The organism is Sphingomonas canadensis, assembly GCF_026013525.1.
GTDB lineage: Bacteria > Pseudomonadota > Alphaproteobacteria > Sphingomonadales > Sphingomonadaceae > Sphingomonas > Sphingomonas canadensis.
The window spans coordinates 21978-47139 of sequence record NZ_JAPDRA010000015.1; the positions used below are offsets into that span (position 1 = coordinate 21978).

At 68.5% G+C, this 25162-nt stretch carries 27 protein-coding genes; 9 read left to right on the forward strand and 18 right to left on the reverse strand.

What is annotated here, in order from left to right; genetic code table 11:
* Nucleotides 1-8: 8 nt before the first annotated feature.
* Genes OM513_RS19820 through OM513_RS19830 form a run of 3 tightly spaced genes read left to right on the forward strand, consistent with a single transcriptional unit; the run spans nt 9 to nt 2337 of the window.
* On the forward strand, nt 9-1019 hold the full coding sequence (locus OM513_RS19820) for an amidohydrolase family protein (RefSeq protein ID WP_264946515.1): 1011 nt from the start codon (nt 9-11) through the stop codon (nt 1017-1019).
* Nucleotides 1016-1681, forward strand: a complete 666-nt coding sequence (locus tag OM513_RS19825) for an RraA family protein (protein ID WP_264946516.1) — start codon at nt 1016-1018, stop codon at nt 1679-1681. The genes OM513_RS19820 and OM513_RS19825 overlap by 4 nt, the downstream gene beginning before the upstream one ends.
* A gap of 2 nt (nt 1682-1683) precedes the next feature.
* Nucleotides 1684-2337, forward strand: coding sequence for an RraA family protein (locus tag OM513_RS19830; protein ID WP_264946517.1), 654 nt, complete (start codon nt 1684-1686; stop codon nt 2335-2337).
* Here OM513_RS19830 and OM513_RS19835 read toward each other — a convergent pair.
* Complete coding sequence (locus OM513_RS19835; protein ID WP_264946518.1) at nt 2334-3188, reverse strand: amidohydrolase family protein; 855 nt, start codon at nt 3186-3188, stop codon at nt 2334-2336. The two genes, OM513_RS19830 and OM513_RS19835, sit on opposite strands and share 4 nt — an antisense overlap.
* Nucleotides 3189-3238: 50 nt before the next feature.
* Here OM513_RS19835 and OM513_RS19840 point away from each other — a divergent pair, with 50 nt between their 5' ends.
* Nucleotides 3239-4081, forward strand: coding sequence for an NAD(P)-dependent oxidoreductase (locus OM513_RS19840; RefSeq protein WP_264946519.1), 843 nt, complete (start codon nt 3239-3241; stop codon nt 4079-4081).
* Nucleotides 4082-4093: 12 nt separating this feature from the next.
* Here OM513_RS19840 and OM513_RS19845 read toward each other — a convergent pair whose 3' ends face one another.
* From OM513_RS19845 to OM513_RS19860, 4 genes are all read right to left on the reverse strand, one after another.
* Nucleotides 4094-4744 carry a GntR family transcriptional regulator gene (locus tag OM513_RS19845; protein ID WP_264946520.1) on the reverse strand — a complete coding sequence of 217 codons (651 nt, stop codon included), beginning with the start codon at nt 4742-4744 and terminating at the stop codon, nt 4094-4096.
* A gap of 109 nt (nt 4745-4853) precedes the next feature.
* Nucleotides 4854-5084: a hypothetical protein gene (locus OM513_RS19850; protein ID WP_264946521.1), complete on the reverse strand. Its 231-nt coding sequence runs from the start codon at nt 5082-5084 to the stop codon at nt 4854-4856.
* A gap of 12 nt (nt 5085-5096) precedes the next feature.
* Complete coding sequence (locus tag OM513_RS19855) at nt 5097-6497, reverse strand: hypothetical protein (RefSeq protein WP_264946522.1); 1401 nt, start codon at nt 6495-6497, stop codon at nt 5097-5099.
* Entirely contained in the window at nt 6494-7606 is a 1113-nt protein-coding gene (locus OM513_RS19860; RefSeq protein ID WP_264946523.1) for a zinc-dependent alcohol dehydrogenase, read from the reverse strand. Before OM513_RS19860 ends, OM513_RS19855 begins: the two co-directional genes overlap by 4 nt.
* Before the next feature lie 70 nt (nt 7607-7676).
* Between OM513_RS19860 and OM513_RS19865 the strand changes: the two genes are divergently transcribed.
* On the forward strand, nt 7677-8864 hold the full coding sequence (locus tag OM513_RS19865) for a multidrug effflux MFS transporter (protein ID WP_264946524.1): 1188 nt from the start codon (nt 7677-7679) through the stop codon (nt 8862-8864).
* A gap of 13 nt (nt 8865-8877) precedes the next feature.
* On the opposite strand, the gene OM513_RS19870 is transcribed toward OM513_RS19865, so the two are convergent.
* Nucleotides 8878-9720 (reverse strand): SDR family NAD(P)-dependent oxidoreductase, encoded by an 843-nt coding sequence (locus OM513_RS19870; protein WP_264946525.1) that lies wholly within the window; start codon nt 9718-9720, stop codon nt 8878-8880.
* A 63-nt stretch (nt 9721-9783) separates the two neighbouring features.
* Between OM513_RS19870 and OM513_RS19875 the strand changes: the two genes are divergently transcribed.
* The gene (locus OM513_RS19875; RefSeq protein ID WP_264946526.1) at nt 9784-11136 is read left to right on the forward strand and encodes an MFS transporter; all 1353 of its coding nucleotides are present in this window, start codon (nt 9784-9786) and stop codon (nt 11134-11136) included.
* 64 nt (nt 11137-11200) lie between these two features.
* Here OM513_RS19875 and OM513_RS19880 read toward each other — a convergent pair whose 3' ends face one another.
* From OM513_RS19880 to OM513_RS19895, 4 genes are all read right to left on the reverse strand, one after another.
* Nucleotides 11201-12205: an amidohydrolase family protein gene (locus OM513_RS19880; protein WP_264946527.1), complete on the reverse strand. Its 1005-nt coding sequence runs from the start codon at nt 12203-12205 to the stop codon at nt 11201-11203.
* Nucleotides 12205-13059 carry an amidohydrolase family protein gene (locus OM513_RS19885; protein ID WP_264946528.1) on the reverse strand — a complete coding sequence of 285 codons (855 nt, stop codon included), beginning with the start codon at nt 13057-13059 and terminating at the stop codon, nt 12205-12207. Before OM513_RS19885 ends, OM513_RS19880 begins: the two co-directional genes overlap by 1 nt.
* A gap of 84 nt (nt 13060-13143) precedes the next feature.
* Nucleotides 13144-14310 carry a WD40/YVTN/BNR-like repeat-containing protein gene (locus tag OM513_RS19890; RefSeq protein WP_264946529.1) on the reverse strand — a complete coding sequence of 389 codons (1167 nt, stop codon included), beginning with the start codon at nt 14308-14310 and terminating at the stop codon, nt 13144-13146.
* Nucleotides 14311-14387: 77 nt separating this feature from the next.
* A complete protein-coding gene (locus tag OM513_RS19895; protein WP_264946530.1) occupies nt 14388-15188 on the reverse strand; it encodes an amidohydrolase family protein in 801 nt (266 codons plus the stop codon).
* A 101-nt stretch (nt 15189-15289) separates the two neighbouring features.
* Here OM513_RS19895 and OM513_RS19900 point away from each other — a divergent pair, with 101 nt between their 5' ends.
* The gene (locus OM513_RS19900) at nt 15290-15994 is read left to right on the forward strand and encodes an alpha/beta fold hydrolase (protein WP_264946531.1); all 705 of its coding nucleotides are present in this window, start codon (nt 15290-15292) and stop codon (nt 15992-15994) included.
* Between the two features lie 30 nt (nt 15995-16024).
* Here the strand turns inward: OM513_RS19900 and OM513_RS19905 are convergent, their stop codons facing one another.
* Entirely contained in the window at nt 16025-17131 is a 1107-nt protein-coding gene (locus OM513_RS19905; protein ID WP_264946532.1) for a zinc-dependent alcohol dehydrogenase, read from the reverse strand.
* A gap of 3 nt (nt 17132-17134) precedes the next feature.
* A complete protein-coding gene (locus OM513_RS19910; RefSeq protein ID WP_264946533.1) occupies nt 17135-17992 on the reverse strand; it encodes a kinase in 858 nt (285 codons plus the stop codon).
* 35 nt (nt 17993-18027) lie between these two features.
* On the opposite strand from OM513_RS19910, the gene OM513_RS19915 reads away from it, so the two are divergent.
* Nucleotides 18028-19047: a zinc-binding dehydrogenase gene (locus OM513_RS19915; RefSeq protein ID WP_264946534.1), complete on the forward strand. Its 1020-nt coding sequence runs from the start codon at nt 18028-18030 to the stop codon at nt 19045-19047.
* A gap of 20 nt (nt 19048-19067) precedes the next feature.
* On the opposite strand, the gene OM513_RS19920 is transcribed toward OM513_RS19915, so the two are convergent.
* The 6 genes from OM513_RS19920 to OM513_RS19945 form a co-directional block, all read right to left on the reverse strand.
* Complete coding sequence (locus tag OM513_RS19920; RefSeq protein ID WP_264946535.1) at nt 19068-20366, reverse strand: MFS transporter; 1299 nt, start codon at nt 20364-20366, stop codon at nt 19068-19070.
* Nucleotides 20367-20368: 2 nt separating this feature from the next.
* The gene (locus tag OM513_RS19925; protein ID WP_264946536.1) at nt 20369-21529 is read right to left on the reverse strand and encodes a cobalamin-independent methionine synthase II family protein; all 1161 of its coding nucleotides are present in this window, start codon (nt 21527-21529) and stop codon (nt 20369-20371) included.
* Nucleotides 21530-21564: 35 nt separating this feature from the next.
* A complete protein-coding gene (locus OM513_RS19930) occupies nt 21565-22113 on the reverse strand; it encodes a nuclear transport factor 2 family protein (RefSeq protein WP_264946537.1) in 549 nt (182 codons plus the stop codon).
* 61 nt (nt 22114-22174) lie between these two features.
* Nucleotides 22175-23596, reverse strand: a complete 1422-nt coding sequence (locus OM513_RS19935) for an MFS transporter (protein WP_264946538.1) — start codon at nt 23594-23596, stop codon at nt 22175-22177.
* Between the two features lie 75 nt (nt 23597-23671).
* Nucleotides 23672-23881, reverse strand: a complete 210-nt coding sequence (locus OM513_RS19940) for a hypothetical protein (RefSeq protein WP_264946539.1) — start codon at nt 23879-23881, stop codon at nt 23672-23674.
* A 16-nt stretch (nt 23882-23897) separates the two neighbouring features.
* Complete coding sequence (locus tag OM513_RS19945; RefSeq protein ID WP_264946540.1) at nt 23898-24347, reverse strand: hypothetical protein; 450 nt, start codon at nt 24345-24347, stop codon at nt 23898-23900.
* A 155-nt stretch (nt 24348-24502) separates the two neighbouring features.
* On the opposite strand from OM513_RS19945, the gene OM513_RS19950 reads away from it, so the two are divergent.
* Nucleotides 24503-25150: a hypothetical protein gene (locus OM513_RS19950; protein ID WP_264946541.1), complete on the forward strand. Its 648-nt coding sequence runs from the start codon at nt 24503-24505 to the stop codon at nt 25148-25150.
* The last annotated feature ends 12 nt before the right edge of the window (nt 25151-25162 follow it).

The following is a 25162-nucleotide window of genomic DNA, read 5'->3' on the forward strand; positions in this document are numbered from 1 at the left end:
TTTCGGCGATGATCATTGACTGTCACGGCCATGTCAGCGCGCCGGCGGAGCTGTGGGTCTACAAGTCGCTGCTGCTTTCGCACCGCGGCGAGCATGGCAAGCGCTTCCCGGACCTGACCGACGAGGAGATCCTCGCCTATACCAACAAGAAGGAGATGGCGCCGTGCGGCCATCTCGACATGCTCGATCGCGTGGGCACCGACTATCAGTTGCTCAGCCCCCGTCCCTTCCAGATGATGCATTCGGAAAAGCCCGAATATCTGGTCCATTGGTTCACGGAGGCGACCAACGACATCATCGCGCGCCAGTGCCAGTTGCTGCCCGATCGCTTCGCCCCGATCTGCGGCCTGCCCCAGGCAGCGGGCGAGCCGGTGGAAAATGTGCTGCCGGAGCTGGAACGCTGCGTGTCGCGGCTGGGCTTCAAGGGCTGCCTGCTCAATCCCGATCCCTATGAAAACAGCGGCACCGAGCCGCCGCCGATGGGCGACCGCTATTGGTATCCGCTGTACGAGAAGCTGTGCGAGCTGGACGTGCCGGCGCATATCCACTCCGCCGGGTCGCGATCGCGCCGCGCCCCCTATACGCTCAACTTCCTGCTCGAAGAGACGATGGCCGCCTATGGCCTGGTCGAAAGCGACGTGTTCAAGGATTTCCCGGACCTGAAGATCGTCGTCAGCCATGGCGGCGGGGCGATCCCGTTCCACATCGGCCGCTTCCGCGCCTCGGGCCTGCGCCGCGGCGAGGAGTTCCTGGACCGGCTGCGCAAACTCTATTTCGATACCGTGCTCTATTCGGAAGAGGCGCTGCAGCTTCTGATCAAGACCGTGGGGCACGATCGCTGCCTGTTCGGCGCGGAATGCCCGGGCGTGGGTTCGGCGGTCGATCCGGCGACGGGCAAGACGCTGGACGATATCGCGCCGTTCATCACCGGCTTCGACTGGCTGACGCAGGAACAGAAGGACGGCATCATGTTCGGCAACGCGATGGCGCTGTTCAAGCTCGATCCGCCGAAGAAATGAGCGGCCTGGCGGACACGCTGGCGCGGCTGGCGGCGATCGACACCTGCGCGCTTTCCGACGCGCTCGACAAGCTGGGGCTCGCAGGCCAGGTCACCGGGCTGCGCCGCGAATCCGGTGCCGGCCGCGTGGCGGGCGTGGCGGTGACGGTGAAGCTCGGCACGGGCGATCCGCCGCCGGGGCCGCCCACGCACCTGGGCTGCAACGCGATCGAGGCGGCGGACGCGAACACGATCATCGTCGTCGAGCAGCGTACCGGCGTGGAGGCGGGCTGCTGGGGCGGGCTACTGACGCGCGGGGCGATCCATGCGGGCGTGCGCGCGGTGGTGGCCGATGGCCCGGTGCGCGACATCGACGAGGCGCGCGAGCTGGGCTTCGCCGTCTTCACCAACCGGCTGACCTGCCTCACCGCCCGCGCCCGCGTGGTGGAGAAGGCAACCAATGTGCCGGTCGAGATCGGCACCGTCACCGTCCACCCCGGCGATCTGATCGTGGCGGACGGCAGCGCGGTTATCGTCATCCGCCCCGAAGACGCCGATGCCGTGCTGACGGCCGCCGAGGGCATCGTCGCGCGCGAGGCGGCGATGATCGCGGAGATCGCGCGCGGCACCCGCATGGGCGCGGTGCTGGGCGGCAACTACGAACATATGCTTCAGAAGGACTGATCATGGCCGATACCAACGTCACCCGCGCGGCCGCGCTGGATACGGCGACGCTGTCGGACGCGCTGGATCGCCTTGGGATCGTTGGGCAATGCTACGGCATATCGGGCCGCGATCCGGGGTTCCGGATGGCGGGCCGCGCGTTCACGATGATCTGCGGCCCGGCGGGCAAGCCGGCGGGGACGGTGGGCGACTATATCGACGACGTGCCCGACGGGCATGTGGTGGTGATCGACAACGGCGGGCGCGACGACGCGACGATCTGGGGCGACATCCTGACCGAGATCGCGCACCGGCGCCGCCTGGCGGGGACGCTGATCGACGGGATCAGCCGCGATGTCGCGCTGTGCCGCGAGCTTGGCTATCCGGTCTTCTCCAAGGGCCATTGGATGCGCACCGGCAAGGATCGCGTCCAGGTGGAACGGATGGATTGTCCGGTGAACATCGGCGGCGCGCGCGTGGCGCCGGGCGACCTGATCCGCGGCGACGCCGATGGCGTGGTGGTAATCCCCCGCGAGCATGAGGACGCCGTCCTCGCCGCCGCAGAGGAGATCCACGCCGCCGAGGAACGCATCCGCGCCGCCTGCCGCTCCGGCATGCGCCTCGACGACGCACGCAAGCAGTTCAAATACCACTCGCTGCAGACCCGGCGGGACTAATCGAACCCGAACAATCGCGCCGCGGCGCCGCCCAGCACCGCCTGCCACCCGGCCGCGTCCAGCCCCTCAGCGGCGGCCACTGCATTTGCGGCAGCCTGCTCCGGCACCATGCCGGCGGGCAGCACATCGCTGCCCCAGCACAGCCGGCCGGCGCCGGCGATCGCCGCATAGCGGGCGATCGCGGCGGGCGGATTGATCCCGGCGCGGTCCAGCCGCCCGAGCGTCATCTCGCTGAACTTGAAGATGACGCCCGGCCGCTCCGCCAGCCGCGCCAACGCCGCATCCACGCCGAAATCGGGGGCGCCCTGTTCCACCGCGGCGCCGCCGATATTGTCGAGCAGCACCGGCACCTCCGCGAACTCGGCCGCCAGCGCCGCCAGCGCCTCCAGCCCGGCCGCGCGGTTCCAGGGAAAGACATGGACATCGGCGATTCCTCCCCTTTCAGCGAGAAGCCGCCACAGGCTCCGCGCGCCCTCCCCCGCCAGCCAGCCCAGGTCCGCCCCCTTTCGCGGCTCCATGAAGCGCAGCCCCGCGACGCCCGGCGAGGCAAGCAGCCCGGCCGCCGTCGCCGCGCAATCCGCCGCGTCCGTATCCACCGTGCAGAGCGCGCGCAGCCGCGGATCGGCCGCGGCGGTCTGCGCCACCAGCCGGTTGTCGAACCCGTGGAGGCGTCCGCGCTGCACCAGCACCGCGCCCCTGAGTGCGCCACCGTCAAGCGCCCGCGCCAGCCCCGCGGGCGAGAGGAAACCCTCCAGCTCCCCGGGCTCCAGCGGCGCGGCATCGGCGGCGAGCGGATAGCGGGCCAGATCGGTGCTGGCGATCAGTGCGTGGCAATCGATGAGGAAGGTCATGGCATGTTCCTGGGGATGATGGCGCGGCCGGCGCATGCTAGGCCGGGCGCATGACGCAACAGCGCAGTATCGCCGTGATCGGCGCCGGGATGATGGGGGCGGCGGTGGGCCGCCTGCTTGCGGTGGGCGGCGCGCGCGTCCTGACCCCGCTCGACGGGCGCGGCGACACTACCAGGGCGCGGGCGCGCGACGCCGGGATGATCGCGGCGACGATGGACCAGGTTGCACAGTGCGACACGATCCTCTCGATCGTCGCGCCCAGCCAGGCGATGCCGGTGGCGCAGGCCCTGCTCCCGTTTCTGGCGGAGGCGCCCTCCCCGCCGCTGTTCGTCGAATGCAACGCGATCCATCCGGAAGAGGCCCGCGCCATCGCCGCGCTGCTGGCGCCGGCCCGGGTCCGCTTCGCCGATGCGGGGATCGTCGGCGGGCCGCCCGCGCCGGGCGGCGGCTCCGGCCCGCGCTTCTATGCGTCCGGGCCGGATGCGGCGGAGTTCGCCGCGCTCGGCGCGCTGGGGCTCGACATCCGCGTCCTGGACGCACCTGCCGGCTCCGCCTCCGCGCTCAAGATGGCATTCGCGGCCGCCTCGAAAGGGCTCACCGGCCTGCTCGCCTTCACCATGGCGCTGGCCGAACGCGAACAGGTGAGCGATGCGCTGATCGAGCAGCTTCGCATATCGCATCCCGGCCCCGTCGCCTGGGCCGAACGTCAGTTCCCCCAGCTCGCATACAAGGCGCCGCGATGGGTGGAGGAGATGCAGATACTCTCCTCCATGCTCGCCGATGTTCCGGGCGCGGCGCATCATTTCCGGGGCCTTTCGGAGCTGTTCGCGGCGATCGGAACCGAAATCCCCTCGACCGCCGTCGAAGGCTGGGCAGCGACGCTGAAGCGCTAGAGGCCGGTTCGTTCAGGCCGCCGCGACGATGTTGAACGCCTGCTCCAGCGCCGCCTCCACCCCGCCCCGCGCGGCGAGATAGTCGGCGATCAGCCGGTCGCGGTCGCGCGCCTCCAGCGCGTCGATCAGCTTGCGCTCGGGGCTCCCCTCGGTGTTGCGGGGGAACAGCGAACGATAGCGATCGGTGAGCGTCCACAGCCGCTTCGCCTCGCGCAGCAGCACCTTTTCGGGCGACAGATCGAATATCTCGTACCGGATCTGCCCCAGCGTTTCCGACCAGCGCGCGAAATCGCGGTTCGGGCTGAGCCCATCGAGTTCGTCGAACCGCTTGCGGAAGCGCGCGACCTGCTCGGGCTCGGGCCATTCGGCGGTCTTCAACAGCTCGATCTCAAGCCAGCGGCGCAGCTTGTAGAGCTGCAACGCCTCCGGATATTCGAGCGGCGAGACGAAATAGCCGCGATTGCGATCGTGGCGAAGAAATCCCTCGGTCGAAAGCAGCTTCAACGCTTCGCGGATCGGCACCTTGCTGCGGCCGAAACGCTTGGCGAGCTGCGTCTGGCCCAGATGTTCGCCGGGAAGCAGCGTTCCGCGCACGATCAGGCTACGCAGTTCGTCGGCCACGTAATTGGGCAGGGAATCGTCAACCTCGGAATATTCTGCCATCTGGCCCCCCTGATCGCTTCCCCACCCTTCGCGCGATTGTTGGCATAGCTACGCGCATGCGCAACATCGAAATTTGACTTTCGGCAAGCCTGGCCGGTCGCTCCGCCGGTCATCGCGCCGCCGCCTGCGGCTTGAGGTAGATCGCCCGTCCGCACGCCGCGCAACAGATGTCCTCCAGCGGCACCTCCGGCGCGTCCCCATGCACGTGCGCCGTCTCGCCATGGCCGCAGCACGCGCAGGACGCGGCGACGGTATAGGCGTCGAACTGCGCCAGCATCGCATCGGTCCATTCGGCGCGGCAGAAGGGGCAGGAAGGGCGGATGGCGGGCGGGATTTGCATGCGGACCATCGCTCAATTGTCCGCGCCGCCCATGGCCGGGACGGTCCCCAGCCCGGCGGATCGCGAAATCACGAACATCTCGTCCTTGAACCACAGCCCGCCATGCGCCCGCAGCACATCGCGCGTCACGTCCAGATAGCGGTCGTGGTTCATCACATTGGCCAGCCGCGCATCCTCGATCTGCGCGACATAGCTGGCGGCGTTCCACGCGGCGATCAGCGTGGAGGTTCCGATGTCGCCGGCCGGCTTGATCTCGGTCTGCAGCGTGCGAATCTGATAGCGGAACACCGCCTGCTCATCCGAGAGCTGGTGGAAGCAATAGCGCCGCTCCTCCAGCCCCAGCGCGGACTGTACCGCACGCATCAGCGCGTCGCGCCGCGTGATGAAGGGGGCCTCGCCGGGCCAGACGCCGCGGATGATCTCCATCCCCGGATCCTCGCCATAGCCCTGCACGCCCATCAGCCGCCCGTTGCGGCGCAACGCGCGCACCAGCGGCGCCACGATCCGTTCCGCCTTGAACTCCACGGGCGCGCGTGCCCTCCAGGCATGGGAAAGCAGCACGAAATCGAAGTCCGCGCGCGCCGCGCCGCGCCGCGGCAGGATCGAATCGAGCGTGAATCGCTGATCGCGGCGATAGATCACCAGCACCGCGGGCACGCGCGGCAGCGGATGTCCGCTGCGCGGGCTGACCTGGACCTGCCAGTTGGCCTCGACAAAGGGCTGGAGCCCCGCAATCGCCTCCTCGAACTCCCCCGCGGTGGTGCCGTCCAGCGCCACCTCGCGCCACACCATCGCACTGGCGGCGACAGGCGATCCGGGGTTCAGCCAGGGCGCCTCGGCATAGTTGAGGTTGGTCATCACCAGCACCGTGCCGGGATGTTCCTGGAACCGGTCCGGCATGCGCTCCAGCGTCAGGCGAACGTTCTCCGCGCTGATCTCCTTCGCGACGACATAGAGGGGCAGCCACGGATAGCGCCGGTGCGCCCCGCGCAGCAGCCGGGCGAGCGCGGTACCGTCGCCGGTGCCGCCGTCGAACAGCCGGATCGCGGGCGGCTCCGGCTGGGCGTGGGCAAGCTGCTCCAGCGCGCGATCCGCGACGATCTGCTTTTCCGACGATGTGTTGACGAACATCAGATATTTCTGACGGTTGTCATAGAAGCGGAAGTTGTGCGCGGGATCGATCGTCTCCGCCCCGCGGATGGCCGATCGCAGCATCCGCGCGGATGGCCCGCCCTGTTCCTCGATGAAGCGATGGACGCGCTCGACGGTCTGCAGCGTCACGCGGCCGCCGTGGCGCAGCCTGCTGACGAACTTGCCGTCGTTCACCGCCTGGCGGCCGAAGGTGGACTGGGCGATGCGCAGCCGGCGGCAGGCATCGTCGATCTGTTCCAGCAACACCTCCGCGTCGGTCATGCGGGCTCGGCTCCGGGACTCACCGTGACGTGGATCGCGCCCTCGGTTCCGCGGCCGGCGGTGGCCAGGATCGCATCATGTACGCCCTCCAGGCCGAAATCATGGCTGCACAGCTTGTCGACGGGCCAGCGGCGCGACGCGACGATATCGAGGGCCGTCTGCACCGCGCGCCAGCTATGCCCGCGCGGTGCCCGCACGGTCAGGTAGCGCTTCTTGATTTCACCAAGCGGCACCGACGCCTCCAGGCCGTTCAAACTCAACCATGCGCCCTTGGCCGAAAGGGCCACCGCCTGGGCCGCGATGCTGCCATCGGGGTCCCCCGTGGTATCGACCACCACGTCGACACCGCGCCCGCCGGTCGCAGCCATCACCGCCGCGTATAGGTTTTCCTCCTGAACGTCCACCGCCAGGTCCGCGCCAAGATCCAGAGAGAGATCCAGCCGCGCCCGGTCGCGCGTCATCCCCGCAAGGATCACAAAGGCCGATCCCGCCGCCTTGGCCGCCAGCACACAGCCCAGCCCCTGCTGGCCCGGGCCGAACACCAGCACCGTCTTGCCCATCCCCGCGCCGCCATCCAGCACCGCCCATTGCACGCCGTTGCCCAGCGGCACCGCCAGGGTGGCATGGCGCGCGTCCATGTCGGCCGGAATGCGGTGAATCACCGCGTTGGGCGCCAGATACAGATGCTCGGCGAACCCGCCCCACAGATGCGGCGCAATGCCAGCGTTGCACGTGCCATAGCGCAGCGTGTTGAACCGGTCTTTCACGTTGAAGAAATCGGCCTCCATGCACAGGCGGAAATCGCCCTGGAGGCACCAGTGGCAATGCCAGCAGGGCAGATATTCGTGCAGCGCGATGCGATCGCCCGGGCGCAATCCCCAGCGCTTCGCCGCGGCCTCGCCCAGTTCCTCCACCGTGCCCACCACCTCATGCCCCATGATGCAGGGCGCGGTGTTGGCGCGGCGGTACATCTCCGGATCGCTGCCCCCCACGCCTGAGGATTCGACCCGCAGCAGGCCATCGTCCAGTCCGATCCTGGGCCGCTCGAACTCCCGGATCACGCTAGTCTCGATGTCGGTCTTCACGGCGGCGCGTATCGGCTGGGTCATGGCATCTCGCTCTAGCATTGTTAGTCACAAGAGACTAACAAAAATCCCGGAAATAAGGAAACAGGCATCCGTGCTTACCAGGGGACAGACCGCGCTGCTCGCGGGATTTACGGCGTTGGCGCCGCTCGCGATCGACATGTACCTGCCGGCCATGCCGCCGCTGGCGGCCGACCTCGGCGTTTCCATGGACCAGGCGAGCCAGAGCCTGTCGGTGTTCCTGTTCGGGCTCGCGGGCGGCCAGCTCGTCAGCGGACCGCTGTCGGACCGGCTGGGACGCAGACCGGTGGCGATCGCCGGGCTTGCGCTGTTCGTCGCGGCCGGAGCGCTGGCGGCGGTCACCACCAGCTTCGCGGTGCTGCTCGCGGCGCGGCTGCTCCAGGCGCTGGGAGCGTGTTCCGCGATGGTGGCCGCACGCGCCATCGTCCGCGACCGGCTGGACGCGACCGAATCGGCGCGCTTCTTCTCGCTGCTCGCGCTGATCGGGGGGCTGGCGCCGGTGCTGGCGCCGCTGATCGGCGCGGGGCTGCTGCTGGTTGGCGACTGGCGGCTGATCTTCTGGGTGATGGCGGGGTTCGCGGCGGTGTTGTTCGCCGCGGGCATGGCCGCGCTGCCGGAGACGCGCTCGGCCGAGACCGCAGCCAACGCCCGCGCCGAACAGCCCTTCGCCGCCTATTGGGCGCTGCTCACCAACCGCGCGCTGCTGGGCTATCTGCTCGCCGCGATGTTCAACACCGCGTCCTTCTTCGCCTATATCGCCAACTCGTCGGTGGTGTTCGTCGGCGGATATGGGCTGACCCCGGCCGCGTTCAGCCTGTTGTTCGGGCTCAATTCGGTGGCGCTGGTGGGCGCAGGCCAGATCAACCGCAGCCTGCTGAAGAACCGCACGCCGGATGCGCTGCTGGCGCTTTCGGCGCGCAACGGGCTGGTGCTGGCGGCGCTGTTCCTGCTCTTTGCCGGAACCCAGGCCGGCGGCATGTGGGCGATCAATGTGCTGTTCTTCTTCCTGGCGGGATCGGTCTCGCCGATCCAGGCCAACACGATGGGCGGCGGGCTGGCGATCGATCCGTTGCGCGCGGGATCGGCGGCGGCGCTGTTCGGCGCGATGACCTTCGCTGGCGGCGCGGCAGCCTCCGCGATCGGCGGGTTGCTGTATGATGGCACGCCGCGCGGGCTGGCGATCGTCATCGCATGCTGCCTGATCGGCTGCGCGGCGTCGATCCGGCTGATCGTGCTGCGGCGCCCGGAGGCCGCGGAATAGCGCCGGGCGCGGGCTACGCCCGTTCGCGGACCAGACTGTTCGCGGCCTCGCTCAGCGCCTTCCACTTGCGCATCTCGGCCTGCTGGCGCTCCAGTTCCGCCTCGATCATCACATAGGCGTCGCCGCCGCCGATAAACTGCACCGGCGGCTCCGGCGCATCCGCCAGTTCCAGGATCGCGGCGGCCAGCGTCTCGGGCTCGCCCTGGGGCAGGTGCTTGATCATCGCCTCCATCCCCTGGCGGATCGAGGCATAGGCGGGATGCTGCTGGCCGGCCATCGCCGCCGAGGTGCCGAAGCGCGTGGCGAAGGCGCCCGGCTCCACCGCCGTCACCTTGATCCCGAACCCGGCCAGTTCGTGCGACAGCCCCAGCGTCAGCCCCTCCACCGCGAACTTGCTGGCGGCATAGAGCGCCAGCAACGGCGCCGTGACCCGCCCGCCGACCGAGGAGAAGTTGATCACATGCCCCCCGCCCTGATCGCGCAGCCGCGGCACGAAGGCGCGGATCACATCGATCATGCCGAACAGGTTGACCTCGAACAGCCGCCGGATCTGATCCTCGCCGGCTTCCTCCACCGCCGCCTGGAGCCCGTAGCCTGCATTGTTGACCAGTAGGTCGATCCGCCCGAAGCGCGCGAAGGCGGCATCGGCGGCGGCGGCCACCTCGTCCGGCCGGGTCACGTCGAGCTGGAGCGCGAGCGCGGTCCCGGGGTAGCGCTCCTCCCATTCGGCCACCGCGGCGCGATCGCGATCGGTGACCGCCACGCGATCGCCGCGTTCGAGCGCCAGCATCGCCAGCGCGCGGCCAAACCCCGTCGCGCAGCCGGTGATGAACCAGGTCTTGGCATCCTCTCGCATATCCCTAGGCTTTCCCTGCACCTGTTTGTTTGACTGTTTTGTTAGACCATTTATTTAGACGATATGGAACAGCAAATCGCCTCAGACCGCCCCGGAACCGTCAACCTCAATGCGGCTCTCGACGATAGCATCTGGACAGGGCGGCAAAAGCTGATCCTCGCACTGATCGCGCTCGCCTATCTGACCGATGGCATCGCAAACCAGTCGATGGGCCTCGCCATACCGGCGCTGATGCATGACTGGGGCATGCCGCGGGAGGCGTTCGCCAGCATCGCGGCCTTCGGGCTGTTGGGCCTGACGCTGGGCGCGGTGGTGGGTGGCATGCTGGGCGACCGGTTCGGCCGGCGCACGACCATGATCGCCAGCACCGCCTTCTTCGGCGCGATGACGATGGCCCAGGCATGGGTGACCAACCCGCAGGAACTGCTGGCGCTGCGCTTCCTGGACGGCATCGGCATTGGCGCGATGATCCCCAACGGCGCCGCGCTGATCAGCGAGCTGACGCCCCGGCGCGAACGCGCGCTGGCGCTGGCGGTGGGGATGACCTTCATCGCGGTCGGCGCGATGGTGGCGGGGCTGATCGGCAACCTGCTCCTCGATCCCTATGGCTGGCAGGGGCTGTTCCTCGCGCTGGGCGGGATCGCGCTGCTGGTGGCCGCGCTGCTGTTCGTCGCGCTGCCCGAATCGCCGATCTACCTGGTCAATTCGGGCGCCAGCCAGGAACGGCTGCGTGCCGTGGCCGCGCGGTGCGGGTTGAAGCTGGGCGAAGGCACGATCGGCGCCAACACGCCCGACAAGGCATCGACGCACCGCACGCCGCTGGGCGCGCTGTTCACGCCCGATGTGGCGTCGAGCACGATATTCCTGTGGATCGCCTTCTTCTTCTGCCTGCTGGCCAATTACGCGATGTTCAGTTGGGTTCCGGCGATGCTCGCCGCGCTGGGCTTCAAACTGTCGCTCACCAGCCTGGGGATGACGGCCCTGTCGCTCGGCGGAATCGTCGGCGGCGTCGGCTGCGGCTGGCTTATCAAGCGCTTCGGTTCGCGGGCAACGGTGCTCAGCCTGGGATCGGGCGGCGTGATCGCGGCGCTCGGGCTGGGGCTGATGATCATGGGAGAGGTGAAGAGCCTTGGCGTGATCCTGGCCTCGCTCGCGGTGATCGGCGTGTTCAGCGCGGGGCTGCTCAACGGGCTCTACACCTTCTCCGCCCTCATCTACCCCGATCATGCGCGCGGCACCGGCGTGGGCGCGGCCGCTGCGGCAGGGCGGGTGGGCGCGATCGCCAGTTCCTGGGCGGGCGTGATCGCGCTGGGGATCGGCGGAGCGTCGAGCTATTTCCTGCTGATCGCGGGCGCGCTGGCGGTGTCGGTGGCCGGCGTGGCGCTGATCCGGCGGCAGATACCCAAGGCGGTGTGACGCGAGAAGCCTCTCCCCGGTCCTTGCCGGGGAGAGGCTGCGTTTCCCTGCGTCCGGCTTTCGCTCAGCCTTTGGGCGCGATGTTGAAGATGCGCTCGGCGTTGCGGTGCCAGATGGCCGCCTTCACCTCGGCGGGCAAATCGATCGCCTCCATCTCGGCAACCGATTTGCCGCTGTCGACGAAGGGATAGTCGATCGCGAACATCACCTTGTCCGCGCCGATCGATTCGATCGCGAAGCGCACGGCCGGCCCCCAGTTCATGCCGCTGGTGGTGATCGCGAAGTTGCGCTTGATATATTCGCTCGGCGCCAGTTCCAGCGCCGGGCGGCTGCCTTCGGGCGCCTTGAAGTTGGCGTGCATCGCGTCGAGCCGGGGCAGCCAATAGTGCAGCCCCTCCCCGCCGTGGCCCAGCACCACCTGGAGCCGCGGGAAGCGATCGAATATACCGCCCGCGATCAGCCGCAGCGCGTGTAGCGACGTCTCTGCCTGGAACCCCCAGATCGCATGTTCCAGCGTATAAGCCTGATAGGGCGCGATCATCTGCGGCGAAGGCGCGCGCGGATGGATATAGAGCGGCGCGCCGGTCGCCTCGCACGCCTCCAGGATCGGCCAATATTCGGGCTGATCCAGATAATCGCCGTTGGTATGCGAATTGACGATCACGCCGTTGTAGCCGAGCCGGGTCATCGCCCGCTCGATCTCGCGGGCGGCACCCGCCGGGTCCTGGGGCGCGAAGCTGGCCAGGCCGGCATAGCGCGCCGGATGGCGGGCGATCGCATCGGCCAGCACATCGTTGGCAAGCGTGGCGAGCGCCGTTGCCTCATCCGCCGGGAACATCTGCACGCCGGTGGAGGCGAGCGAGATCAACTGCACGTCGATCCCGGTCTCGTCCATGATCTGCAGCCGCTCGTCGTCCAGATCGAGCAGGCGCCGCTGCAGCGGCGTGCCGTCCGCCGCCTTGGACCAGAAGAACAGGTCTGAATCATAGGGTTCGCCGGCCGCGCGATCGAGCATCGGGCGCAGCACCTCGGGGATGACGAACGCCTCCTCGGTCGCGATCCGGCGCATCAGTGCCAGCCCCGCCCGTATACGCGCTCCGCCGTGCCCGAGAGGATCTGTTCACGTTCCCGCGCCCCGAAACCCTCCACCGAGCTGCGGCCCAGATCGGCCATATAGGCATAGCTTCCGGGCGACTGGGTGATGTCCGATCCCCACATCATCCGGTCCGGCCCGAACAGCGCGGCCACGCGCTCCACGACCGGGCGATAGTCGATCCCGGCCTTGTCCAGCCGGCCCAGCGGAATGGTGGTGAACTTGATCGTCGTTCCGTCGAACGCCGCGACCTGCTCCAGCAACTCGTCAACGCCGTGATCGGGCGGCCCGGCATCGCTCGCGATCGCACCGAAATGATCGATCACGACCGTCACGTTCGGGATATCGCGCAGGATGCCGGCAAGACACGTCAGCCCCTCCGCCCGGTTCCACGGGAACAGGTGGACGCAAACCGGCGCTTCCAGCTCCGCCGCCGCCTTCCACGCATCGCGCGCCAGCGGAGAATCGAGCCAGCCGATCCCCATGCCCCTCACCAGCTCCATGAGCCGGATGCCGGCCGCGCCGCGATCACGTATCCAATGCTCCACCGCCGCGCCGCAATCGGCAGCCGCGGCATCGATCGAGCAGACCGCCGCCAGCCGCGCCGGATGCCGCGCCGCACTGTCGCAGACATAGGAACTGTCGAAGCCGTAAATCGACCCGCGCTGCACCAGCACCGCCTTTTCGACACCGCTCGCGTCCATCTCGCCGAGCAGCCGCTCGACCGTCATCGGATCGTCGAGATCGCCCGGATTCAGCGCGCCGCTCGGCGGCGACGGCGGATAGGCCGCGGTATCGCCCGTGACGAGATGGGCGTGCGTATCGATCAAGAAATCCTCCCCCAAAGGTGGGGCGGCGCGCAACTCCGCTGTCACACGCCGGCGCCGCCCCAGGTGTTCGCCCTACGTGAGGCGTCAGGCGAAAGCGTTGATTCCACGAAGCTTATTCTCATATGCCTCGCGTTCTTCCGCGGTCAGGAACCATCGGAAGTGCGGCCCCTTCGACATCGGCGGAAGCTCGCCGGTGGCGAACTGCCAGCTCTCGCCCTCGTCGCGGCTGACATAGAGTTCGCCACAGGCGGAACCGGTGTAGAGTTCCAGCCCGCCCTCTTCGGCATCGTGCATCGCCGCGATTTCCAGGTTGCCGCGCACGGGCTCGACCATTCCCGCCATCGCCTGCTGCCAGGTCTTGCCGTGATCGATACTCTTCATGAACTGCGGATGCGCGGTACCCTCGGTCGCCCATTTCGGGTTCGGGTTCTCTCCCGCGCCCTGCATGAACAGCACGTCCTTGGTCGGATGGACGAAGAACGGGTCCGGATAGGCGCAAGGGTGGCTGGTGTCGGTCAGCCGTTCCCAGGTCGCGCCCTTGTCCGCGCTGTGATAGAGGCCGATCCCGGTGGTGAAGAATATCTCGTCCGGCGTGCGATAAAAGACCACGCGATGCTGGTCGCGCCGGAACTTGTCGTCCGACCGCTCCATCGAATGCAGCGATTCCCAGCTCTTGCCGCCATCGGTGGTGCGCAGCAGATCGCCCTGCTCGACGCAGATGTAGATCGTCTCCGGCTCGTCGGGGTGCGCGGCGATATGCTTGATGTGCGGCTGCGCGCGCGGGAATATCCAGTGCTCGGTACCTTCCACCTCGGTGCAGCTCGGATAAGCGGTCCAGCTCTCGCCCAGGTCCCAGCTCCGGTAGAACATCACCGGCTCGGTACCCAGGTTCAGGATCGTCTCGCCGCCCACATGCTGGACCAGCAGCGTATAGGCATGGCCGGAGGCGACGCCGTTGTCCGCGCGTTGCCAGCTCTTGCCGCCGTCGGCGCTTTTCAGCAGCCCGCCCGCGAAGTGCATGCCCGCGAACAGCAGCCCGGTGGGTTCGTCATAGACCAGGCAGCTCACATGCTGCCCTTCCAGCAACAGCCCATCCTGGCGCAGCCACGCGCCCGCCGGACCATCGCGGCGGAAATCCAGAACGCCTTCGGTTGTGGCCACCAGCATGCGCCGTGCCGCCTTGCGGCTCGACGAGGTGGTTTTTCCGTTGGCCGAGATGCAGAGGATCGTCTCTTCGGAATCGTACGCCATCCTGGCACTCCACAGCGCAGTTTTGTATAACTAGATCGTATAACTATCGTGGCGCGGATGCAAGGCGGTGAAGCCGCTCAACGAAAGAAGATTCGCTCCGCGTTGCCGCCGAAGATCAGCGCAACGTCGGCTTCCGGCCGCCCCGCGAACAGCGCGCGGGTCCAGCCGAGCGCATTGGCATAGCCCTCGCGCGAGCTGACCACGGGATAGTCGCTGCCCCACATCAGCCGCTCCGCGCCGAAAGCGTCCAGCGCCTCCAGAACGATCGCCCCGGCCGCGGCGTCCAGCACCGGCTCGCCCTCGGGCGGCAGCGGCTTGCCGATCTGGCGCGGCGCGATCTGGCCCAGCGTGGGCAGCTTGAGCGAGACGTTGGGGAAGCGTGACAGCGCCAGAATGCCGGCCCAGGTCGCCGAATCTCGGTCGCAATCGGGGCGGGTCCAGCCGCCGAGCTGCTCGATCACGATCGGCAGCGCGGGCAGCTCCGTGGCCAGGGCGGTGAAATCCGCGGTCAGCAGATTCGCGCTCGGCCCGCCGCAACTGATCGCCAGCCCGCACTCATCCGCCGCGCGCCATGCCGCCAGCGGATCGGCGCCGGGGCTGCGCGCCTCGGGCCGCAGGCGCAGTCCTGTCATGCCGCGCGCGGCGCAGGAGCGCACCGCCGCATCCGCGCCTTCGGACTGAACCGCGACCGCGCCCACGCTGGCGAAGCGCCCCGGATAGCGCGCGACGCACGCCTCCTGATAGCTGTTGTCGAACTGGCCCAGCACCTGCGTCAGCACGCCCCGCGCCACGCCGTTCAGGTCCATCTGGCAGACCAGCGGCTCCACCGGCTCGAACCATTGCGGCGATGCGTGGCAATGCGCGTCGACGATATTCATCGGCGAAATCCTTCCTGCTTTCCCGGCCCTGATGCAGCACAAGCTTGCATACCGCCAGACAAAATATTAGGCGAAATTGTTAGACGATTTTGGAGAATATAGTGGATCAGGCCCGGCAGCATCTCGTCCTCGTTCCGGGATCGCTGTGCGACGCGCGCGTCTGGCATCATCAAGCGAAGGCGCTTTCCGACGTCGCGGAGCCCTGGATTCCGCACCTGCACGGCCATGATTCGCTGGTGGCGATGGCCCACGCGGTACTCGCGGAGGCGCCCGAGCGGTTCGCGCTGTGCGGCTTTTCGATGGGCGGGCGCGTTGCGCTGGAGATGCTGCGGCTGGCACCCGAGCGGATCACCCGGCTCGCGCTGATCGACGCCAGCGTCCACCCGGTCGCCGAGGGTGAGGCGGCGCGGCGCCAGCCCCAGATCGACATGGCGCGCGATCAGGGGATGGCCGCGCTCGCGCGCTGGTGGAACCCGCGCATCGCCCATCCCTCGATGCATGGCGACGCGGACTATATGGGCCTGCTCGAATCGATGGCGTGCAGCTTCACCCCGCAGGAATATGCGCGGGAGGTCCGCGCGCTGCTCGAACGGCCCGATCCGCGCGGACTGCTGGGCGGCATCGCGGTGCCCGTGCTGGTGCTTTCGGGCGAGGAGGATCCACTCAGCACGCCCGATCGCAACCGCGCGATGGCGGATGCGATTCCGGGCGCGCGGCTGATCCTGATCGGCGGCGCGGCTCACTTTCCGATGCTGGAGAAAGCGGAAGCGGTCACCGCGGCGCTGCGCGACTGGCTGGCGGCCTGAAGGCGGAGCGCCCAGCTCCGCCCCGCCCGGCTATTTCCAGGGATCGACGACCACGTGGATAGCACCCTCCACCTCGCGGCCGGCGGTAGCCTTGATCGCCAGATCGACCTCATCCAGCCCGAAGCGGTGCGTACACATCTTCTCCAGCGGGAAGCGGCGCGAGGTGATGATGCGCAGCGCCGTATCCACCGCCCACCAGCTCCGCCCGCGGCCCGAGCGCACGGTCAGGAACTTCCGCTTGATCTCGCGCACCGGCACGCCGCGATCCATGCAGTTGACCCAGAGCCAGGCGCCGTAATTGGCGTGGGCCAGATACTGGTCCATGTTCGCCCCGCCGGGATCGCCGGTGGTGTCCACCACCACGTCCAGCCCGCGCGCGCCCAGGATGCGGCGCAGCCCGGCGTCCAGCGTCTCTTCCTCCACGTTGATCACCGCGTCCGCCCCCAGCTCGGGCGCAAGCGCCAGCCGGGCGGCATCGCGGGTCATCCCCGCCAGGATGACCGTCTCCGCGCCCGCGTCCTTCGCGCCCAGCACGGCGCCCAGCCCCTGCTGGCCGGGGCCGATGATCAGCACGGTCTTGCCCGGCCCGGCGTTCACGTCGCGCGCGACCCATTGCACGCCGTTGCCGATCGGGATCGCCAGCGTCGCCAGTTCGGCGGGCAGATCCTGCGGGATCTTGTGGAACACGGTGTTCCAGGGAAGGTGGATATATTCCGCGAACCCGCCCACCAGATGCGGCGCCGCGCCGGGATCGATCAGCCCATAGCGGCGCGGGTTCGTGCCGCCGAAGAAGTCCGCGTCGGGGCAGAAGCGGTATTCGCCCTGCAGGCACCAGCGGCAAGCCTTGCACGGCAGATATTCCTGGATCACCACCCGCTCGCCGGGCGCGACCTTCCACAGGCGGGCGGCATCCGCGCCCATCGCCACGACCGATCCGACGATCTGGTGCCCCATCGCCACCGGCAGCCATTTGTCCCCGGCGCGATAGACCTCCGGCTCGGCGCCGCCCACGCCGCATGCCTCGATCTTCAGCATGCCCTCGTCGGGGCGCAGATCGGGCCAGGGATAGGAGCGCAGGCTGGTTTCCTGCACGCCGGTCTTCACGGCGATACGGACCTGGGCGGGGTGATCGGACATTCGCTATTCCTTGACGAGGGTGAAGCCGAAATCCCGGTCGCGGGCGAACAGGATGTCGGCGCGTTGGCGCATCGCGGGCCACAGCGCGCGGGTGTAGCGCTCGTAATGCTGGACGAAGCGGGTGACGGCGGCGCGGTCCATCCGCGCCCGCGCGGTGCCAGCGGCCAGGCCGTCCTCCTGCCGCAACCGCGAATCGATGACGGTCTCCAGGTCCGGCACCTCGATCGACACCAGCAGCGCGAACCGGTCCCACAGCGGCTCATAGCCATGGGGCAGCGCCGCCCGGCTCCAGCCGAACCAGCGGCCGTCCGGATCGGCCTCTGCCTCCAGCGCGTTGATGGGGCCGCTCCAGGCGGGCAGATCGGCGGCGCGGATGCCGACGCACCAGCCCTCCACCAGCACCACGTCCGGCACGCCTTCGAATGTCACCCAGTCCGCGCGCGGCGCGCGATCGTCGGCCAGCTTGTCGAACACGGGGATCGCGGTGACGCCCCCGGCAGCAAGGCTGGCCAGCACGGCCTCCATCAGCGCCATGTCGTGCGTACCCGGAACGCCGCGCGTGGCGCACAGTGGATGGATGGCGCGCGCCAGTTCCCCGCGCTCGGCGCGTGTCCGGTAGAAATCGTCGAGCGAGAGCAGCGCCGCGCGAAGCCCGTGGAACCGCGCCAGCGCCGCCACCGTGGCATGGGTCAGCGTGGACTTGCCCGATCCCTGCGCGCCGTTGATGCCCAGGATCAGCGGCCCCGGCCCGCGCGGAAGCGCCGCGATGCGCCGGGCGAGCAGGCACGCGGCCTCCGCGCCCGAAGCGTTGAGCGGCATCCGCCCGTCCAGCACCGCCGCCAGTTCTTGCGCCTGCTCCATCACCATGCTTCCCCAGCCCTGAAAGGACCCGCCCAATGGACCAGATGAACGCCATCGTCATGCACGAGTTCGGCGGACCGGAGGTGCTCCGCTACGAACGCTTCCCCAAGCCGGTTCCCGGGCCGGGCGAAGTGGTGGTCGAGGTGCATGCCGTGTCGGTCAACCGCACGCTCGACCTTGTGGTGCGCGCGGGAGCCTATGGCGCGCCGGTGAAATTGCCGCACATCCTGGGCGTCGATCCCTCGGGCGTGGTCAGCGCCGTGGGCGAGGGCGTTGCCGGGCGCAGCGTGGGCGATCGCGTCGTCGCGCTCCCCTGGCGCAGCAAGCCGGCGGGGCCGCTCGACGCGGTGGGGATGCAGCATCTGGGCGGCTATGCCGAATATGTGAAGCTCCCTGCCCAGGCGACGGTGGCGATCCCCGACGGGCTGGACTTCGCCACCGCCACGGTGGTGACGCGCCACGCCCCCCAGGCGTTCAACCTGCTGCGCGATCGCGCGGGGCTGAAGGCCGGCGAAACCGTGCTGGTGATGGGCGCGTCCGGCGGGCTGGGCAGCGCAGGCGTGCAGGTGGCGAAGCTGCTGGGCGCCACGGTGATCGCGGGCGCGGGCGCGCCGGACCGGGTGCAGGCGGCGCGCGGCCTGGGGGCCGATCACGGCATCGACTATCGCGCCGAAGATCTCACCGCGCGCGTGCTGGAGCTGACCGGCGGACGCGGCGTGGACGTGGTGTTCGAGAATATCGGGGATCCGGTGCTGTTCCCCAAGGCGTTCCACGCCATCGCCCGCCACGGCCGGCTCGTCACCGCGGGCAGCCACGGCGGGGGCGAGGTGACGCTCGATGTGAAGCGGCTCTATCTCTATCAGATCGCGGTGATGGGCAGCCTGGGCTTCACCGATGCCGATGTCATGGCCAGCCTGGAGGCGGCGGCGCGCGGCGACTTTCGCGTGCTGATCGACGCGATCCTCCCCCTCTCCCGCGCCGCCGAGGCGCATGAGCGGGTGGCCGGCCGTGACGGCGTGGGCAAGATTCTGCTCTCCCCGAAGCTCATGGGCTGAGCCGGGTCCGGAGGCCCCGCTCACGCCGCCCCCTCCGCGCGGGCGACGTCCTCCGTCCAGCTCCGTCCGGCGCGCAGCAGCAGCAGGAAAGACAGCAGCGCCGATCCGGAGGCCGCCGCCATTGCCACGGTGATCGCCTCCGCCCCCCAGGCTGCCGCGAACACGTCGCTCAGCGCGCCCACGGTGAGCGGCCCCAGGATGAACCCCATCAGGCTGGCGACCAGGAAATAGAAGGCCGATGCCGTCGCGCGCAGCCCGGGCGGGGCGATGTTGACGTAAAGCGGATAGCTGAGCGCCACGGCGATAGCGGTGACGAACGCCGAAAGCGCCAGCCCCGCCTGCCACAGCAGCGGATCGCGCGCGGCGAGGAACAGCAGATCGGACAGGAAGGGCAGCCCCGCGACCAGGATCGGCACGCGCACCTGCCAGCGGATGTCGCGCCGCACCAGCATCCCCACCACCACCGCCGCGAACAGCGCGCCCGCCAGCCCCGCGGCGCCGCGCAGCGTGCCGAAATAGAGTCCGATCGCCTGCGGATCGAGATGATGCACCCGCGCCAGGAATGTCGGCCCCCAAGTCAGGTGCGCGCCCTGATTGACCGCGCTGAAGCCGCCCGCGAGCACCACCAGCCGGTACGATGGCGTCGCCAGCAGCCGCCGGACGCCCGCGACGAAGCCGCCGCCGCCGGGCACCGCCGGCCCCGCCTGCCCGCGCGGCGGCTCGCGCACCGTCAGGAAGAACGCCGCCGCCATCGCCACCCCGGCGATCCCCGTGGCGTAATAGGCCGCGCGCCAGCCATGTTCGGCCAGCAGCCAGCCGACGATCGGAAAGCCGACGAACGGCCCCAGATAGGCCGATGCCGACAGCGCGGAAAAAGCTGCCGTCCGGTCCTTGAGCGCGAAGCTGCCCGCGATCAGCGATGCCGTGGTCGGGTGCCCGGCGGATTCGCCCGCCCCCAGCGCGAAACGCGCCGCGGCGAGCTGCCACCCGCTCTGCGCCGCGCCGGTCAGCGCCGTCACTACGCTCCACCCCGCCAGCGCGCCCGCCAGCAGGTTCCGCCGGTTATACCGGTCCGCAACCCAGGCGAGCGGGATCGCGCAACTCGCGTAGCAAAGCGCGAAGGGCAGACCGGCGACCAGCCCGGTCACCGTATCCGAAAGCTGAAGCTCCTTCGTCATCTGCGGCATGACGAGCGCCAGCATGCTGCGATCGACATAGTTGAACGCATTGACCAGGCAGAGCAGCAGCAGCATGTACAGCGCCGCCCCGCGCGAGACGGAAGGCGGCGCCGCGGCGGCCGGATCGGCGGCGCCGGCCATGTTCACCAGAGCTTTTCGGAAGCCAGCTTCGCGCCTTCGACCATGCTCGCGATCTTGGCCCAGCCGATCTCATAATGCACGCGGCCCAGGCCCATGCCGCAATCGGTGCCCGCCTGCACATTCTCGCGGCCGACGGCATTGGCATAGCGGATCAGCCGCTGGGCGACGAGCTCGGGATGCTCCACCACCTCGGTCTTGTGGCTGACGACGCCGGGGATCAGAATCTTGCCCGCGGGCAGCTTCGTCTCTTCCCACACCTGCCATTCATGCTCGTGCTGCACATTCCCCGCCTCGACGCTGTACGCCTGGATGTTCAGGCTCAGCATCAGGTCGACGATGTGCTTGAGCGGCAGGTCCTCCGAATGCGGGCCGACCCAGCTTCCCCAGCAGCAATGATAGCGGATGCGTTCGGCGGGAATGTTGCGCAGCGCATGGTTCAGCGCGTCAACGCGGATCTTGGCGTAGCGGCGATATTCCTCGATCGTCGGCTTGGGATAGAGCGTCGGCCAGCTATCGGCCAGGCCCGGATCGTCGATCTGCACGATCAGCCCGGCGTCCACCACCGCCTCATATTCGGGGCGCATCACCTCCGACAGCGCCTCGATGAACTCCTCGTCGCTGTTGTAATATTCGTTGAAGATGAAGTGATCGAGCCAGCCCGGCGCGATGACGGGGAAGAACGCCTCCGCCTCGCCCTTGCCCGCCAGCGCGGCCTTGAAGGTCGCGATCTCGTCGTGGAGCGTGTCCAGGCTCTTGCTGGTCAGCGGCCCGGTGCAGACGATCTTCTTGGGCCGCGCGATGGCCGGCCGCTTCGAATCCACGTCGCCGTAATAGCCGGGAAAGGCGTCGCGCTCGCGCGACTTGAACACGGTGGCGCCCACCTCGCCTTCCTTCAGGTCGCGCAGCTCCAGGCCGGTCATCCGCTTGTCGTAATAAGGGAAATCGCGGCGGCGGCCGAGCTCGCCATCGCTGATCACGTCCAGCCCCATCTCAAGCTGGTGATCGACGACATGGGCGATCGCCTCCCGCTTCATCGCCAGATAGGCGTCATCCTCGGGCTTGCGGCCCTGCCACACCTCCTGGTCGAGCGTCTCGAATTCGCGCAGCGACGACGAAAGCCGGCCGGCATGGGTGCATAGGATGCGATCGGTGCTGTGACGCATATACCTGAAACTCCTGGAGAAATTGTGGGTGCCTGTCAGTGGGCAACGTCGGCGATGCGCTCGACGCGGCGGTGCTTGATCTTCCAGCCCTCCGCCGTGCGCACGAACTCGTCATGGTTGCGCGCGATCAGCAGCGGGGTCAGCGCCTTGTTGGCGCCCGGCGCGGTATCGAAGAAATAGACGATCACCATCGATGTGCCGCGCGCGTGATCGCGGTCGATCACGTCGATCACCTGGTTGGTCACCTGGTGCAGCCGTCCATGGGTCGGCGCCCAGTCGGCGGTGCGCGACTTCCAATAGTCGCGGATCGCGTCGCGGCCGGCCAGGTGGTTGGACAATATGTCCCACACCCCGTCTTCGGCGAAGACGCTGGGCAGGTTCTGCCAATCCTTGCCGTCCAGATAGAGGCTGTACCGCGCGGCGAGCGTCTCGCACTCCTGGCGGATCGCGGCGATCTCCGCCCCGGTCAGCTTCTTGCCCACAGGTGCCACCGCAACGGCCCGGCCGGCGCCCGCGTGCCCCGCCGCCGGCGACGTCAGCGCCGCCGCAACGAGCGCCAGCACCGCAGCGCGTCCGATCGCCATTGGCCGTCTCCCCTGATTCGCCTGATCTAAATTGTATTCATTTGCGTATATCAATCGTGGCCTAATCCGCAACCCGCGACGGCTCCTCGACGCGCGCGTCGTGCAGGCTTGCGGGCAGGAACGCGCGCAGCCGCAGCGTCGCGGCAATGCCGATCGCGGCGATGATCGCCAGCGTGATGCGGAAATCGGCAAGCGCCGGCTCGGCCCGGCCCTGCGCCCAGGCGATCAGCGCGAGCAGGATCGCGCACAGCAGCACCGTCAGCGCGTTGACGAGCTGCTGGCTGATGCTTGCGACGACGTTGCCGGAGCTGACGTGCGCGTCGCGCAGCGCGGTGAACGACTGGGCGACCATGCCGGTGAACAGCAGCGATCGCGATATACCGGAGACGACCAGCGCCGCCGCGATCACCGCCAGCGCCGCGATGCTCCCCGGCTGGACCACGGCGAGCAGCAGCATTGCCGCGATCCCCGCACCGCTCGCCCACAGGATCGTGCTGGCGAAGCCGATCCGGTCAAACAGCGGGCGCACCGCGGGCTTCATCAACAGGTCGCCGCCGCTCAGCGCCATCAGCAGCAACCCGGCTGCGAAGGGGCTCATGCCGAAGCCGATCTGGAACATCAGCGGCAGCACGAACAGCAGCGCGCGCGGCGGCACGCGCACCACCGCGCCCGAGCCGATCGCGGTGGTGGCATATTCGCGCACGCGCAGCGGCTCCAGCGACACGATCGGGTCCGGATGTCGCAGCAGGTGGCGCCACGTCGCCCAGGCGAGCACCGCGCCCGCCCCCACCAGCAGCCACGGCGCCGGCCGCGCGAAGCCGCTCGTCAGCCGGTCCAGCCCGGTCAGCACACAGACCAGCGCGCCTGCCATCATCGCGGCCCCGCGCCAGTCGAGCGGCCGCGCCGCCTCTGCCGGAATGCGCGGCACCCGGGCCTGCGCGATCCAGAACAGCAACGCCGCGAACGGCAGGTTGAGCAGGAAGATATATTCCCAGCGCGCGTAATCGACGATGAAGCCGCCGATCGACGGCCCCACCGTCGGCGCGATCAGCATCGGCATCGCGGTGATGCTCAGCGCGTCGACCAGCTCGTTCTTGGGCGTCCGCTTCAGCAGGATCAGCCGTCCGACCGGCGCCAGCAGCGATGCCGCCGCGCCCTGCAGCGCGCGCGCGGCGATGAACGGCCAGAAGCTCTCGCACAGCGCGCACAGCGCCGATGCCGCGGCGAATCCCAGAATCGCGAGCGAGAACACCCGCCGCGCGCCGAAGCGGTCCGCCGCCCAGCCGCTGACCGGCAGCAGCGCCACCAGCATCGTCAGATAGATGGTGATCGACAGGCTCAGCGATATCGTCCGCACGCCGAAATCGGCCGCGATCCGGGGCAGCGCGACGACCAGCACGGTCGCGTCGAGCTGGACCATGAACATCGCGATCGAAACGGCCACGACGATGTCGCGGCTCTGGAGACGCAGGAATCGGTTCACGGGAAGCGCTTGTGGCCGAGCCGCGCGGCCGGGGCGAGGGGGAGCGCGGCCGTTCGCACCGCGCTCCCGCGCCCGCTATTCAATGGCGTCCTGCTCGGTCTCCTGCGCGGTGAAGACGTGCGGAAGCTGACGCTTCCGGTTCTTGGCATAATGGTTCAGCGCCAGCGCGATCAGCACCCCGGCCACCCCGAACAGGGTGCCCGCCATCTCGAAATTGGTCATTTCGAGCGGGTTGATGCTCATCATGTCGACCTTGCCGTCGAGCGCGAAATTGAAGGTGGCCATCGTCAGCCCTCCGGTCTCAGAAGGATTTCCAGATGCGCGAAACGTCGCGCCACACCGGCTGGGGAGCGGCGCGCATCTTGAGCATCGGGTAGAAATAATTGGCGTAGGCCGCGAGCAGGATGCAGTGGAACACGAAGTTCCGGGTCGTCGAATAGACGATATGCGGCAGCGGCGACCATGGCGCGTTGATCAGGAAGATGTTCACCGTCACAGGCATCAGGATCACCAGGCCCAGCGGCACGAAGCGGTTGAACAACAGGCTCGCGCCACCGATGATCTCCAGCACCTTGGCGAACTGGAACAGCCCCAACTCGACGGAGATCATCACATAATCGTTACCCGTGCTCTGCGTGATCCGCGGTTGCGGCCAGAACAGCAGGAAATAATTGAGTCCGGAGATCAGGTTGAACCCGCCCATATAGTAGCGGATGAAGATCACCCCATATTTCTCGATCGCGCGCCACATCGGCCCACTCCCCTTCTGCGCATGCCCGGGCGATCCGTCCCGGCTGCACCCAGGCTAGCGCCCTGCGGCAGAATCGTCTACCAATAAGATATTACAATCGGGAGCCGCCCGCCACCCGCGGCCGGACTTCGCCAGGGTCGGGAGGGGAAGGATATATGGCCGGTTTGGCGCTCAACGACAGGCGCTTCGCGATCGCCGCGGTGCGGTGGCTGCTCGGTGTGCAGTCGTTTATATCGGGCATCAACTGGTGGGTGAAGCTGCTCCCCTTCCCCAACATCGCCGAACCGGTGGCCGGCCCGGTGAAGCACGAAATCCTGCGCACCATGGTCGAATCGGGCTGGATGTTCACCGCCACCAAGGGGATCGAGATCCTGCTGGGCCTGGCGCTGATCCTCAATCGCCACGTGCTGCTGATGCTGGTGTTGTCCTTCCCGGTGATGCTGATGACCTTCCTGCTCGATTTCTTCCCGTTCGCGGGCAAGCTCGGCGGGTTCGTCACCGGCAGCGTGGCGCCGGGGGCGATGTGGGCCAGCACGCTCGACATGCTCTATTTCGGCGCGGGCGTGTTCGTGATGCAGGCCTATCTGATGAGCGAGTATTTCGACCGCTATCGCCCGATGTTCGCGGTGCGGCCCGATGGCGATGCGCCCGCCTGGGCCGGCTTCTTCGAGGCGGGCTGGCTGAAGCTGGCGCTGCGCTGGCTGTCCTATACGGTCGGCGCCACCTCAACGCTGTGGATCGTCGGCATGGCGATCGGGCTGATCCCGTGGAGCAGCCTGGCGGTACTCGCCCCGCCCCGTTGACCGGGGCGGCAC